This is a genomic window from Pyxidicoccus xibeiensis (genome assembly GCF_024198175.1).
GTDB lineage: Bacteria > Myxococcota > Myxococcia > Myxococcales > Myxococcaceae > Myxococcus > Myxococcus xibeiensis.
The window spans coordinates 23,398-35,563 of sequence record NZ_JAJVKV010000033.1 but is presented as its reverse complement, the minus strand read 5'-3'; the positions used below and the strand labels follow the sequence as shown (position 1 = coordinate 35,563).

The 12,166-nt window shown below is 71.0% G+C and carries 12 protein-coding genes and 1 pseudogene; all 13 read left to right on the top strand.

Annotated features, from left to right (window positions below; all coding sequences use genetic code 11):
* Positions 1–443: pseudogene (locus tag LXT23_RS49120) on the top strand (hypothetical protein); the annotation flags it as partial.
* Positions 440–1,465 (top strand): ABC transporter ATP-binding protein, encoded by a 1,026-nt coding sequence (locus LXT23_RS49115; protein WP_253987487.1) that lies wholly within the window; start codon positions 440–442, stop codon positions 1,463–1,465. The pseudogene LXT23_RS49120 and the gene LXT23_RS49115, both read left to right, overlap by 4 nt.
* A 91-nt stretch (positions 1,466–1,556) precedes the next feature.
* Positions 1,557–2,609 carry an ABC transporter ATP-binding protein gene (locus LXT23_RS49110; protein ID WP_253987486.1) on the top strand — a complete coding sequence of 351 codons (1,053 nt, stop codon included), beginning with the start codon at positions 1,557–1,559 and terminating at the stop codon, positions 2,607–2,609.
* Positions 2,578–2,985, top strand: a complete 408-nt coding sequence (locus tag LXT23_RS49105; protein ID WP_253987485.1) for a DUF2085 domain-containing protein — start codon at positions 2,578–2,580, stop codon at positions 2,983–2,985. The genes LXT23_RS49110 and LXT23_RS49105 overlap by 32 nt, the downstream gene beginning before the upstream one ends.
* Positions 2,986–3,066: 81 nt before the next feature.
* On the top strand, positions 3,067–3,699 hold the full coding sequence (locus LXT23_RS49100) for an RNA polymerase sigma factor (RefSeq protein WP_323379180.1): 633 nt from the start codon (positions 3,067–3,069) through the stop codon (positions 3,697–3,699).
* Positions 3,696–5,165, top strand: coding sequence for an anti-sigma factor (locus tag LXT23_RS49095; protein WP_253987484.1), 1,470 nt, complete (start codon positions 3,696–3,698; stop codon positions 5,163–5,165). Before LXT23_RS49100 ends, LXT23_RS49095 begins: the two co-directional genes overlap by 4 nt.
* Positions 5,166–5,267: 102 nt before the next feature.
* Positions 5,268–6,257 carry a TadE/TadG family type IV pilus assembly protein gene (locus LXT23_RS49090; RefSeq protein WP_253987483.1) on the top strand — a complete coding sequence of 330 codons (990 nt, stop codon included), beginning with the start codon at positions 5,268–5,270 and terminating at the stop codon, positions 6,255–6,257.
* A 3-nt stretch (positions 6,258–6,260) separates the two neighbouring features.
* Positions 6,261–8,324, top strand: coding sequence for a TadE/TadG family type IV pilus assembly protein (locus LXT23_RS49085; RefSeq protein ID WP_253987482.1), 2,064 nt, complete (start codon positions 6,261–6,263; stop codon positions 8,322–8,324).
* Positions 8,325–8,332: 8 nt separating this feature from the next.
* Positions 8,333–9,511, top strand: coding sequence for a TadE/TadG family type IV pilus assembly protein (locus tag LXT23_RS49080; protein ID WP_253987481.1), 1,179 nt, complete (start codon positions 8,333–8,335; stop codon positions 9,509–9,511).
* Positions 9,489–10,289 carry a hypothetical protein gene (locus LXT23_RS49075; RefSeq protein WP_253987480.1) on the top strand — a complete coding sequence of 267 codons (801 nt, stop codon included), beginning with the start codon at positions 9,489–9,491 and terminating at the stop codon, positions 10,287–10,289. Before LXT23_RS49080 ends, LXT23_RS49075 begins: the two co-directional genes overlap by 23 nt.
* Positions 10,286–11,119, top strand: a complete 834-nt coding sequence (locus LXT23_RS49070; protein ID WP_253987479.1) for a hypothetical protein — start codon at positions 10,286–10,288, stop codon at positions 11,117–11,119. The genes LXT23_RS49075 and LXT23_RS49070 overlap by 4 nt, the downstream gene beginning before the upstream one ends.
* On the top strand, positions 11,116–11,343 hold the full coding sequence (locus LXT23_RS49065; protein ID WP_253987478.1) for a hypothetical protein: 228 nt from the start codon (positions 11,116–11,118) through the stop codon (positions 11,341–11,343). Before LXT23_RS49070 ends, LXT23_RS49065 begins: the two co-directional genes overlap by 4 nt.
* Positions 11,340–12,086 (top strand): hypothetical protein, encoded by a 747-nt coding sequence (locus LXT23_RS49060; protein ID WP_253987477.1) that lies wholly within the window; start codon positions 11,340–11,342, stop codon positions 12,084–12,086. Before LXT23_RS49065 ends, LXT23_RS49060 begins: the two co-directional genes overlap by 4 nt.
* The last annotated feature ends 80 nt before the right edge of the window (positions 12,087–12,166 follow it).

Below are 12,166 nucleotides of genomic sequence, written 5' to 3'. Positions count from 1 at the left end.
GCGCCGCTGCCGCGCCCGCCGCGAGGCCCGCGGCCCGCGGCCCGGCCACGCCGCCGCCTCCGCCCAGGGAGTCTCCTCCGCCGCCGCCGGGCGCGGACGTGCTGGATGACCTGCTGGGCGTGGAGCCCGCGGCCCCGGGCCGGCCGCCACCGCCCATTCCCGACGGGGACGGCGCGGGAGGCAAGCCCCGGGTGCCGGTGGTGCTGTTCGGCGGGGCGGCGCAGGGCGCCCGGCCCTCGGTGTCGCTGACGCCGACGCCCCAGTTCTCCGACGAGGACCTGGCCGTCCTGGACGACCTGGAGCGCATCTCCCGGGGTGACGAGGCGGTGCTGGACACGGAGAAGGTGAAGCCCGCCCGCATGGTGGCCAGCCTCATCCGCCTGCTCATCCGCAAGGGCGTCATCCAGGAGGTGGAGTTCCTGGAGGAGCTGGCGAGGAAGTGACGTCCGCCGCGCGGCCCGCCGTCGAGGCGCCCCTGCTCGACGTGCGCGGGCTCACCACGGAGCTGTCGCTGGAGGAAGGGCCGGTGCGCGCCGTGGACGGCGTGTCCTTCACGGTGCCTCCGGGCGGCACGCTGGGCGTGGTGGGGGAGAGCGGCTGCGGCAAGAGCCTCACCGCCCTCTCCCTGCTGCGGCTGGCCCCCGACCCGCCCGTGCGCGTGGTGGGCGGCGAGGTGCTCTTCCAGGGGCGTGATTTGCTCAAGCTGCCCGAGGCGGAGCTGCGGCGGGTGCGCGGCCGCCACGCGGCCATGGTCTTCCAGGAGCCGATGACGTCGCTCAACCCCGTCTTCACCGTGGGGGAGCAGATCTCCGAGGGCGTGCGGCTGCACCTGGGCGCGTCGCGCTCGCAGGCGCGCGAGCGGGCGGTGGAGATGCTGCGGCAGGTGGGCATCCCCGCGCCGGAGGAGCGCGTGGACGCGTACCCGCACCAGCTCTCCGGCGGCATGCGGCAGCGGGTGATGCTGGCCATGGCCCTGGCGTGTGACCCGTCGCTGCTCATCGCCGACGAGCCCACCACCGCGCTGGACGTCACCATCCAGGCCCAGATTCTCGAGCTGCTCGAGCGGCTCCAGGCCGAGCGGCGCATGGCGGTGATGCTCATCACCCATGACCTGGGCGTGGTGGCCGAGAGCTGCGACGCGGTGGTGGTGATGTACGCGGGCCGCGTGGTGGAGCGTGCTCCGGTGCGTGAGCTGTTCTCGCGGCCGGCGCACCCGTACACCGCGGGCCTGCTGCGCTCCATTCCCTCGCTGCAACTGGCGATGGGGGAGGGCGGTGACTCGCCCCACCGTCGGCTGCGGGCCATTCCGGGCATGGTGCCCTCCCTGCGCAAGCTGCCCTCCGGCTGCGCCTTCCGCGACAGGTGCGACCGCGCGCTGGAGGTGTGCGCGCGCGTGACGCCTCCGCTGGAGCCCAAGCGGGACGGGCAGCTCGCCGCCTGCCACAACCCGGTGCCCGCGCCATGACGCTCGCTCCGCTCCAGGTGAGGGACCTCGAGGTCCACGAGCGCAAGCGGTACGGGCCGCTCGCCGCCTGCCACGACCCGGTGCCCGCGCCATGAGCTCCGGGCCGCTGCTTCAGGTGCGGGACCTCAAGGTCCACTTCCCCGTCCGGGGCGGGCTGCTGGGCCGCGTGCGCGGCGCGGTGAAGGCCGTGGACGGCGTGGGCTTCGACGTCGTGCGCGGCGAGACGCTCGGGTTGGTGGGAGAGAGCGGCTGCGGCAAGAGCACGCTGGGCCGCGCGCTGCTGCGGCTGGTGGAGCCCACCGCAGGCTCCATCCGCTTCGAGGGGCAGGAGCTCACCGGCCAGTCCCAGCGCACCCTGCGGCCGCTGCGCCGGCGCATGCAGCTCGTCTTCCAGGACCCGTATGCCTCGCTCAACCCGCGGCTGACGGTGCGCGACATCCTGGCGGAGCCCTTCGCCATCCACGGCCTGGCCCGGGAGCGCGGCGAGCGCGAGCGCGAGGTGGCCGCGCTGGTGGACGCCATGGGCCTGCCGCGCGAGGCGCTGGACCGCTACCCGCACGAGTTCTCCGGCGGCCAGCGTCAGCGCATCGGCATTGCACGGGCCATCGCATTGCGCCCGGACCTGGTGGTCGCCGACGAGCCCATCAGCGCGCTGGACGTGTCCATCCAGGCGCAGATCGTCAACCTCCTGGTGGACCTGCAGAAGGAGCGCGGGCTCACCTACGTCTTCATCGCGCACGACCTGAAGATCGTCGAGTACGTCTCCACCCGCGTGGCGGTGATGTACCTGGGCCGCATCGTCGAGCTGGCGCCCGCCGCCGCGCTCTACCGCCGGCCGCGCCACCCGTACACGCAGGCGCTCCTGTCCGCGGTGCCGGTGCCGGACCCCGGCCGCGCGCGCACCCGCCTGCTGGTGCCGGGCGAGCCGCCGTCGCCCCTGAACCCGCCCTCCGGCTGCGCCTTCCACCCGCGCTGCCCCCACGTCATGGAGCGCTGCCGGCGCGAGACGCCGCCGCTGTACCCGCTCGGCTCCGGGCACGTCTCCGCCTGCTTCCTATCGGAGGAGGAGTCCCGGGCCGCCGCCACCGAACCCACTCCCGGAGGTGTCCCCGGTGTTCTGGCTCAGCCACCATCATCCGGATGAGTACAACCGCACCTACGTCCTCGGCGGGGTGCGCGTCTGCGCGCGCTGCCTGGGCACGTACCCGGTGATGCTCGCCGCGCTGGTGGGCCTCTTCGTCGCGCGCGCGCCGCTGCACTGGCGCTGGGACGTGCCGGCGGTGCTGGCCCTCACGCTGCCAGCGCTGGGGGACTGGGCGGTGGGGCGCTTCCGGCCTGCCTCGGGTTCCAACAGCGTGAGAACGCTGACCGGGCTGCTGCTGGGGCTGGCGCTCGGCCGCTCGCTGTATGTGCACGTCCAGCGGCCACTCCCGGCGGTGCTGCTGGCCCAGGCCGCCCTCGTGACAGCCGTGGCGGTCCCTGTCATTCTCGCCACTTACCGGAGACCACGCCCCGGATAGACCCTCACGGCCCGTCGCCCGTTATGAAGGACGGGTTGAGGAAATGGGTCGGGGTGTCGGTGCTCCAGGAGAGACGGGGGAGTGTTGGGACCGGAGACCTCAGACGAGCGGCTGATGCTCGCCTTCCAGGCGGGGGACGCGCGCGCGTTCGAGGCGTTGGTGCGCAAGCACCGGACGCCGGTGTTCAACTTCGTCCTGCGCTTCGTCGGGCACCGAGCACGGGCGGAGGACGTGCTGCAGGAGACGTGGCTGAAGGTGGTACGGAGCGCCGGCGAATACACGCCCAAGGCGAAGTTCACGACCTGGCTCTACACGATTGCGAGGAACCTCTGCGTGGACAGCGCGCGCAAAGAGAGCTACCGCCAGGCGTCGTCCCTGGAAGCCCCCGCCGCGGGTCAGGACGGGGACGAGGGACGTCCGCTGGGCGAGGGGCTGCCGGACACGGGCGCCAGCCCCGAGCGCGGCGCGTACAACGCCCGCCTCAGGCCGATGCTGGAGCGCGCACTGGCGGCGCTCCCGGAGGAGCAGCGAGAGGTGTTCATCCTGCGTGAGTACAGCGGCATCCCCTTCAAGGACATCGCCGAGGTGACGGGCGTGTCCGAGAACACGGTGAAGAGCCGGATGCGCTACGCGCTCGACGGGCTCCGCCGACGCCTGGCTGAGATGGGCGTGGACGGCGACCTCGCCGACGACGGAAGGACGGTGGTGGGATGAATCCGCAGAACCTCCATGCGCACGAGGACCGGCTCCTCGACTTCGTCTATGGCGAGCTGCCCGTCCCCGAGGCCCGGGTGGTGGAGGCGCACCTGCAGGGCTGTGCCCGCTGCACCCAGGCGCTGCAGGACATCCGCGGCGTGCGCGCCACCATGTCCCAGCTGTCCACCCAGGAGCCCGCGCCGGACGCCGGCCTGGAGTCGCTGCTGGCCTATGCGCACCAGGCCGCGCGTCGCAACGCGGCCGGCCCCGCGCCCAAGCCGTCGCGCTGGCGCCGCTGGCTGCTGCCCGTGGTGGGTCTCGCGTCGGTGAGCACCTTCGGCATCCTCACCCTCCAGGCGCGCAACCCCGCGCTCACCGAAGCCAACCTGTCCATGGCGGAGGTGCGGGCGAAGGACAGCGTGGCGCCCGTCCAGGCTCCGAGCGCCGAGCTGCCCGCGGCACAGGCCCAGGCGGAGCCCCAGCTGGCGATGCGGATTCCTCCGCCTTCGCCCCAGGACGTGCCGGCGGAGAAGGTCGCGGAAGAGTCGAAGGCCATGGCGAAGCGGGAGGCGCCGCGCGCGGAAGACTGGCTCAACGGGGGCAGTGGTGGCGGGGTCGGTACCAGCGGCGCCCGGAAGGGTGAGGGGAAGCTCCGGAAGCTGGACCTGCTGGAGGACGAAGCGCGCCCGCAGGGCAGCGCCTCCAAGGAGCTGGCGATGAAGCCATCCCCCGTCGCGAAGTCCGCTCCCTCCAAGTTCGCGGAGCTGGACGAGGAGTCCACGAGCCCGGCCGACCTCCGCGAATCCGACGCCCAGGCCCCGAAGCAGGTGCCGCCGCGCGAGTCGCTGAGGCTGGGTGGCACGGCTCCGGCCGAGGTGGCTTCCTCGGACGATGCAGCCGCCTACGAGCGGCAGCCCGAGGCCGAGGTCGAGCCGGTCGCTGAAGGGGCCCCGGGCTCCGTCGCCGAGGGCGTTGCCGCGGCCCCATCCCCCGCGGCTGGACGGGCGGACGAGGACCGCGCGAGCTACGGCGCGTCACGGCCCCCGTCCGAGCAGCGTCGCGCCTCCGCGTCCACCGCGGCGCCGGCTCCCGCGAAGAAGGCGAAGCGGTCCGCGCCCGTCGCCGTCGCCGCCGCGCCACCCCCGCCCCCCGCCAGTCCGCGGCGCCAGGAGCAGGGCCCGTCCGTGACGGAGCTGTCCCGCAGGGCCCAGGAGGCCTACGCCGAGGGAGACCGTGCCGGAGAGGTGGCCCTGCTGCGCTCGGCGCTCGCGGCGCAGCCGTCCGCGTCCGAGCGGCTGGGGCTGCTCAACCGCCTCTGTGACGCGGAGCTCGCGCTCGGCCGGCTCGCGCAAGGGCGCGCCGCGTGCAACCAGGTGCTGGCTGATGCCCCCGGGTCCGCTGCGGCCCAGGTCGCCCGCAGCCGCCTCTCGCGGGGCGATGCTGACCCCCAAACTCCTGGAAAAGCCGCAGGGCCGTCCAAATAGCGGGCGGTGGTTTCCTCGTAAAAGGAAATGGGCGCCAACGTAGGGGCAGGTCTGTCCATTTGACCGATACGGCCATGGTGTCGGCCGTTCGATAATGGATGCATGGGAACGGAAGCAGAGGGTGGGCGGGTGCGGGGGCAGTCCCGCCGTCAGTCGGGTCAGGCGGCGGTCGAGGCGGCGATGATCATGCCCCTCACGGTGTTCATGACGTTGGGCATCATCCAGCTGACGATGATGCAGCACGCGAAGCTGATGACCGAGTACGCCGCGTACCAGGCGGCGCGGGCCGGCATCGTGTGGAACGGCAACAACGAGCGCATGCACGACGCGGCCATCGTCGCGCTGCTGCCCACGCTGGGCCGCACGGACGACGTCGTCGAGCTCGGGAAGACCTTCATCATCCACCAGGTCTACGACTCGGCCATGCGCTCGCTGAACTTCGGCGGCGGCCGGGTGCCCCGCACGGTCAACGGGTCCAACCTGTTCGGCATGATCCGCGTGGACACCGTCAATCCCGCGTACTTCACGCCCATCGACAGCATCTGGAAGCTGCGCAGCGGCTACAACTGGCAGGAGCTGGACTTCGACGGGGCGGACAGCTTCCCGGAGGTCCCCTCGCTGGAGAACAACATCCGCAAGTTCTTCAACCTGCCCGAGCCGGATGACTCGGAGCTGGTGTTCCGCAAGGCGACGCGGCTCACCATCCGCCTGCGCTACTGGTACGAGCTGCGCGTGCCCTTCGCCAACTGGGTCATCTTCACGTCCTGGTTCGCCTCCAACGCGGGCGTGGCGCTGCGAGGCTCCATCGACCGGGCCACGTTGGACCCGCGTGCCAACATGATGGCCGACGGCAACATCTCCCCGCTGGGGGCCGCGGCCGTCCGCGGCGTCGAGCACGAGAAGGGCTACGACTCCGTGTATCCGCTGGAGATGGCGGTGCTCTGGGGCCTGTCCACCGGCAGCATCCCGCTCGTCTCCAGCCTCGTGGGCAAGCGCTACTTCATCCCCCTGACGGCCACCTACACCATGCGCATGCAGTCCAACTTCCACCGGAAGTGGATCATGCACCTCAACCCCGATTGGGGCCTGTAAGCCATGTTCACCCGGACCCTCCGACAGAGCTTCCGCCGCCAGGAAGGCCAGGCCCTCGTGCTGGCCGCGCTGATGGTGCTGGTGATGTCCATCGCCGTGCTGACCACGGTCAACATCGGCCACACCGTGCACGAGCGCGTGCGCCTGCAGAACACCGCGGACGCGGCCGCCTACTCCATGGCCGCCATGGAGGCGCGCGCCTTCAACTTCTACGCGTATGCGAACCGCACCCAGGTGTCGCACTACGTGTCGGCGATGATGTGGCTGTCGCTCATCTCGCTCATCTACTCGGCGGAGGCGTTCTTCACGGACCTGTACGCGTTCATGAAGACCCTCAATCCATGCGCGGGGAGTGGGAGCAACCTCTTCTGGAAGGCTGCCTGTCCTATATTGGAGAACCTCATCCCCGTTGTGAGCCAGATCATCCGAGCCGTCGGAGCGATCATGGATGCGTACAAGAACTTCTTCCTACGGCCCCTCCAGCAGCTCCTACGAGGCCTCAACCCGGACCTGCCGATAGGCCGCTGGCTCATCCCCGCGCACCGGGTGCTCAACGGGGTGATGTACTTCGCGTCTCAGGCGGTGATGATGTCCGCGTCCACGCACGTGACGCAGACGACGCAGGGGGTCATCGATGCGAACGACAAGAACATCAGCTCGCTGACCAGCCAGCTCGCGACGGGCCTCTACAGCCAGTGCCTCTTCAGCCAGGCGCACAGCCCGCACTCGGGTGGCAAGCCGTTGGACCCGCGCACCTGGAAGAACCCCTTCGGCGCGCTGGACGTGACGAAGAAGGCGGCCGACGACCCCGTCGCCCGGGCCAAGCGCTCCATGGGCGGCATCACCAACGCCACGCGCTACTCGTGTGACGCCAGCGGCGGCATCTGCCCGGAGCGCTTCACCACGGCACGGCGCCTGGGAGACCTGCTGCCGCTGCCGGACTCGCTGGGCATCATCCGCGACCTGCTCAATGGCGGCATCAACGCGCCCGGCATCCTCGAGTTCCAGAAGCTGGGGCAGACGCGCATGCTGTCCGCGAGCTTCCCCACCGCGCAGCAGGTCATCGGCTCGCGCAGCTTCATCCGCGACTGGAACGACAACCTCCACCCCTGGGGCATGACGGCGCAGGGCGACAACATGGGCGCCGACGACCTCTACTGGCTGAAGCTGGGGCCGGCGGAGATCGACGTCGTCGTGGGCAAGGCGGACAACCCGCTGTCCTGCAACGAGGACGACGACTACGCCAAGTGCTTCGGTGACAACCGCAAGGGCCTGAACGACCGGCGCGGCATCAAGCTGCCGTACCGGCACACGATGAAGACCAGCGTCTGGGCGATGAACGACACGGACAGCGGCCGCAACTCGGGCGGCGTCCACTGGCGCGTCAACTACCCCGACAACCGCGAGCGCTGGAACCACCACCGGCAGCCCGGCGGGCCGGAGCGCCAGGTCGGCGTGCACCGCTCCACGGTCTGCGTGCTGGAGCTGGCCTTCAAGTGCTGGGCGAGGGTGGACGTCTACGCGGCCCACGTGCGGCCGGTGCAGGACGGCAACCACCCGTGGGGCGGCGTGGTGCCCTTCATGCACTTCGAGCCGGGCCAGCTCGGCGACACCTGCAACCCCGTGGCGACCGCGGACATGCAGCAGAATGCCTCGCGCAAGGTGGACTTCAACCAGCCCACCACCTGGGTGGCGTTGAACAAGACGCCGGACCAGGTGGTGAACCGGGCCAACACGGATGGCACCGGCACCAACGCGCCCGCGCTCCTCAACGACGAGGGCAAGGTGAAGTTCGCCTTCACCAACGACACGGACGAGCTGAACCTGAAGAACGACCGCAAGAAGTTCCTCGGCCTGGTCGAGGGGCTCAACGTCATCTCGCGCGGGCAGACGTACTACCACCGGCCCGGCAACTGGACGGAGCAGCCCAACTTCTTCAACCCCTACTGGCGGCCGCGCCTGGCCTCCGTGTACCAGGGCCGTGAGTCGCTGCCGATGGTCAACCAGCTGATGCGCCGGCTGCCCGCGCAGATGCAGGGCATCGCGCCGAAGATCGTGACCCACTGAGGAATGCCATGAGAGCCCGCCGCCACGTGCGTCTTCGCCCCTCCCGGGGGGCCGCCACGGTCGAGTTCGCGCTCGCCGTGCCCCTCCTCGTCATGATCTTGATGTTCAGCATGTACCTCACCGAGCTGGTGAGGGCGAAGCTGAAGCTCCAGGAGATGGCCCGCTACGCCGTCTGGGAGATGACGAGCTACACCCTCAGCGACTTCGCCAACGGCAACCACGACGCCGCGTTCGAGGACGCCCGCCAGGAGGCCCACCGGGAGCTCATCGAGCGCTACACCGACATGGACTCGGTGGAGCCCAACGCGCCCGCGGGGACCTTCATCGCGCGCTACAGCAGCGTGGCGGGGACCATCACCAACAAGGAGATTCCCTTCCTGGAGAGCGGGATGCTGAGCCGACCCAGCACCAGCGAGGGTGGCAGCTTCGCCGGCGGCATCCTCGGCGCGCTCAACTCGGGCGCCGGGGCGCTGCTCAACGGCTGGGGCTTCAACAACAAGGGGTGGGTGGAGTCGGAGGTGACGATGAACTTCGACAACGTCATCATCCCCCGCAGCTACCTCGACGAGAACAGCGGCCCGGGTGGCTTCTTCCAGACGGACACCTTCGGCGGGCAGGACCTGGCCAGCGTGCCGCTGCGCTCGCGCTTCTCCATGTACGCCAACGGCTGGCACATGCCGGACGGCGGCGACGCCGTCATCGACGGGCGCCGCGCCGGCAACCACCGCTCGGGCGGCACGCCCCACGGCCTCTACCAGCAGGTGGGCCGCATGAAGTTCCTGGGCCTGGGCAACGTGCTGAACAGCCTGGGCATCGGCGGCATCCTCGACGCGGTGGCCACCGTCATCCCCAACTTCTTCGGCACCTTCGTCGTGGCCCGCAACTACGGCATCACCCCGGACCAGAAGGGCGACTGCAACGGCCTGAACAAGTACGACAGCCGGGCAAGCAGCGGCCTGCACGCCATGCGGGGCCTGCTGGACCACGATCGGCCGGACTGCTTCGATACGGCGCCCTTTCGGGACGAGATGACCTACGAGCACAGCAACTACATCCGGGTCTTCGAGGCGCGCGGCGAGTTCTTCATGGGCTGCAAGCGCGCCATGGCCGACGACCCGTCGGACCCGGATGTGCAGCAGGAATCCACGGAGCGGGACGAGCAGGATGACAAGGTCCGTTGTGAATAGGAGCCTGGCGCGGGTGGGGCTCCTGTGCGCGCTGCTGGCGGTGGTGCCCGCGGCCGCCGAGCAGGAGCTGCCCATCTACCCGGGGACGCTGCACACCCGCATCGGCAATGACCTGGTCATTGGCGGCGAGTACTACCGGCTGGCGTACTTCACCACGCCCGACTCCATGGCGAAGGTGGCGGAGTACTTCGCGCGCAAGTGGCGCGAGGACGGCTACCCCACCGTGGTGGAGGGGGACATGAAGGACGAGGCCGTGGTGTCCGCCCTCTACACGCGCGAGGGGCTGCAGCGCGGCGTGGTGCTGCGCCAGCACCTGGGCAAGACGCTGGGCTTCACGGTGCTGCGGGACTTGTGGGTGCGCCCGCCGAAGAAGCCCGCGCAGGGCTTGGTGAAGCTGGAGGGCACGCTCTACAGCCAGGACCTGGCCACCCGCGACGACCCGGGCGGCTCGCAGAACCGCACCTCGCTGGTGCAGGGCGGGCTGACGGAGGTGCAGCAGCGGATGACGGCGGAGCTGGCGCGGCAGGGCTTCGAGCCGGTGCGCCACGTGGCCTCGAAGCTGGGCGGCGACACCCAGGTGACGATGGAGCACGCCCGCAAGGGCGAGCAGGTGATGACCACGCTGACCCCGGTGGACGAAGGGGTGACGGCGGTGGTGCAGATGTGGGTGGGCTCGGACCGGATTGACGCCGTGCCCAACGACGAGGCCGTGCGCGCCAGCCGCCAGGCCCACGAGCAGGAGCAGAAGCAGAAGGCCGCGCGCGAGGGTGGGAAATGAAGGCGTGGGTGTTGTGGGTGGTGCTGCTGGCGGGCGTGGGCCCGGCCCGGGCGCAGGTGCCCCCGGCGGCGCGCGAGCTGCTGTCGCACATGTCCAAGGGCGCGCGCGCCTCGCGCACGGGCGACTGGGTGACGTACCGCTTCCACAGCGGCGGCGAGCGCGCCTACTACTGGCGCATCGCCGTCGTGGGCGACGAGAAGGACAAGCTGGGCCGCGACGCGGTGTGGGTGGAAATGGAGGCGGGCACGCACCCGGCCATGAAGGCCCCCCTGGCGCAGATGCGCATGCTGGTGGCGCGGGAGAACGAGCAGATCCGCTTCGACGCCATCACCCGCCTCTACATCGGCGGCCCCTTCGACCGGCCGCAGGAGTACTCGCAGGAGGCGCTGGAGCACGTGGTGAAGCAGCAGGAGGAGGAGAAGCGCGAGCGTCAGAAGGAAGACGCCACGCCGGCTCCGCCCTCGGAGCGGCTGCCCACGGGCGCCCGGCCCACGGTACGCTCCGGCAAGGAAGCGCGGCTGATGACGCTCGCCGGTACGGTGACGGCCGTCCCCGTGGAGGTCGTCATGAAGAGCACCGTCATCAAGCGCATGTGGGTCAGCCGGGAGATTCCGCTGCTCCACCTGGCCAAGACGGAGATTCCCGGCATCGCCCACACCATGGAAGTGGCGGAGTACGGCATCGACGCGAAGCCGCGCATGGTGCTGCCACCGCCGAACGCACCCAAGGTCCGCCTGGAGTATGCTGACGCCGTGTTCCCCTCCCTGACGGAGGCGGAGGAGGGCGCCCCCGCGGCGGACTCGCCCAAGACCCCGGAGGACAAGCCGTGAGCCATCCGAAGACTCCGCGCACCCGCTCCCGCCACAGCCGCGGGCAGGCCCTGGTCGAGTACTCCCTGCTGAACTGGATTCTCGTCGTCGCGCTCGTCATCGGCGCGTCGGTGAAGGTCCGCTGGACCGAGGACCAGCAGTCGAACGTCATCGACCTGTTCCTGGAGGCGTACCAGATTTATTACGACTCCTTCTATTTCGTGCTGAACCTGCCGTTCCCGTGACGGCAGGGAGCACGGTGGGCCAGCCGTCCCCGCTGGGGCTGCGGCTGGTGCATGCGGTCGTCTTCCTCGCCTTCGCGGCGGGGGTGCTCGTCGCCTCGCGGGTGGAGTGGCTCCACGTCGCTCATGCGCTCGGGCAGCCCTTCCACGCGGGCGCTCCGCCCCGGTGGCTGCTGCTGGGCGCCTCGCTGCTGTCCGCGGTGGGCTCGCTGCGCCTGGGCGTGGCGCTGGCGCGGGGCCGCTCCGCGCCGGGGTGGGCGTCCGGGGCCATCCTCCTGGGCGTGGTGGGCACGCTGGCGGCGGGCAGGCCCCAGGGGCTGGAAGAGACGCGCTCCGAGTCCGCGGCCAACGTGGAGTTCCTCCGCGTGGCGCGCCGGGTCCACCTGGCCATGGTGGGGGAGCTGCAGGCGCATGGCGGCGCGCCGGTGGAGCCCGAGGCCTGGCGCAGCGCCCTCGCCCGGGCGGAGGGCCGTGAGGCCCGGGTGCGCACGCGCACGTTCCAGCCCGTGGCGCCCCAGGTGGTCTGGCTGCCCTCCGAAGCGGCGGTGCCGGAGCCGCTCGTGCCCGGCTCGCTGGCCGTGCACGTGACGCCGGACGGGGTGGGCTTCACCGTGAGGGTGGTGGGGCTCGTGGACGGGCGGCCCGCGCTGCTGCGCGACGACCAGGGCGCACTCCTGGTGCTGCGCGGCCTCTACAACCCGGACCTCCCCCCACCGACCGAGCAGGCAGTCCCGCCAACGCCCTGAGCCGCGCCCCCCACCTCTTGGTTGCCGCAGACCCGGTATCTCGCCAGTCTCGCGCCCTCGGGCGGTTCCAGGCCGGATGG

What these genes read in the sequence shown, in the direction of transcription:
- LXT23_RS49110 (WP_253987486.1), top strand. Translation starts at nt 1,557, where the DNA reads ATGAGCTCCGGGCCGCTGCTTCAGGTGCGGGACCTCAAGGTCCACTTC.
- LXT23_RS49095 (WP_253987484.1), top strand. Translation starts at nt 3,696, where the DNA reads ATGAATCCGCAGAACCTCCATGCGCACGAGGACCGGCTCCTCGACTTC.
- LXT23_RS49090 (WP_253987483.1), top strand. Translation starts at nt 5,268, where the DNA reads ATGGGAACGGAAGCAGAGGGTGGGCGGGTGCGGGGGCAGTCCCGCCGT.
- LXT23_RS49085 (WP_253987482.1), top strand. Translation starts at nt 6,261, where the DNA reads ATGTTCACCCGGACCCTCCGACAGAGCTTCCGCCGCCAGGAAGGCCAG.
- LXT23_RS49080 (WP_253987481.1), top strand. Translation starts at nt 8,333, where the DNA reads ATGAGAGCCCGCCGCCACGTGCGTCTTCGCCCCTCCCGGGGGGCCGCC.
- LXT23_RS49075 (WP_253987480.1), top strand. Translation starts at nt 9,489, where the DNA reads ATGACAAGGTCCGTTGTGAATAGGAGCCTGGCGCGGGTGGGGCTCCTG.
- LXT23_RS49070 (WP_253987479.1), top strand. Translation starts at nt 10,286, where the DNA reads ATGAAGGCGTGGGTGTTGTGGGTGGTGCTGCTGGCGGGCGTGGGCCCG.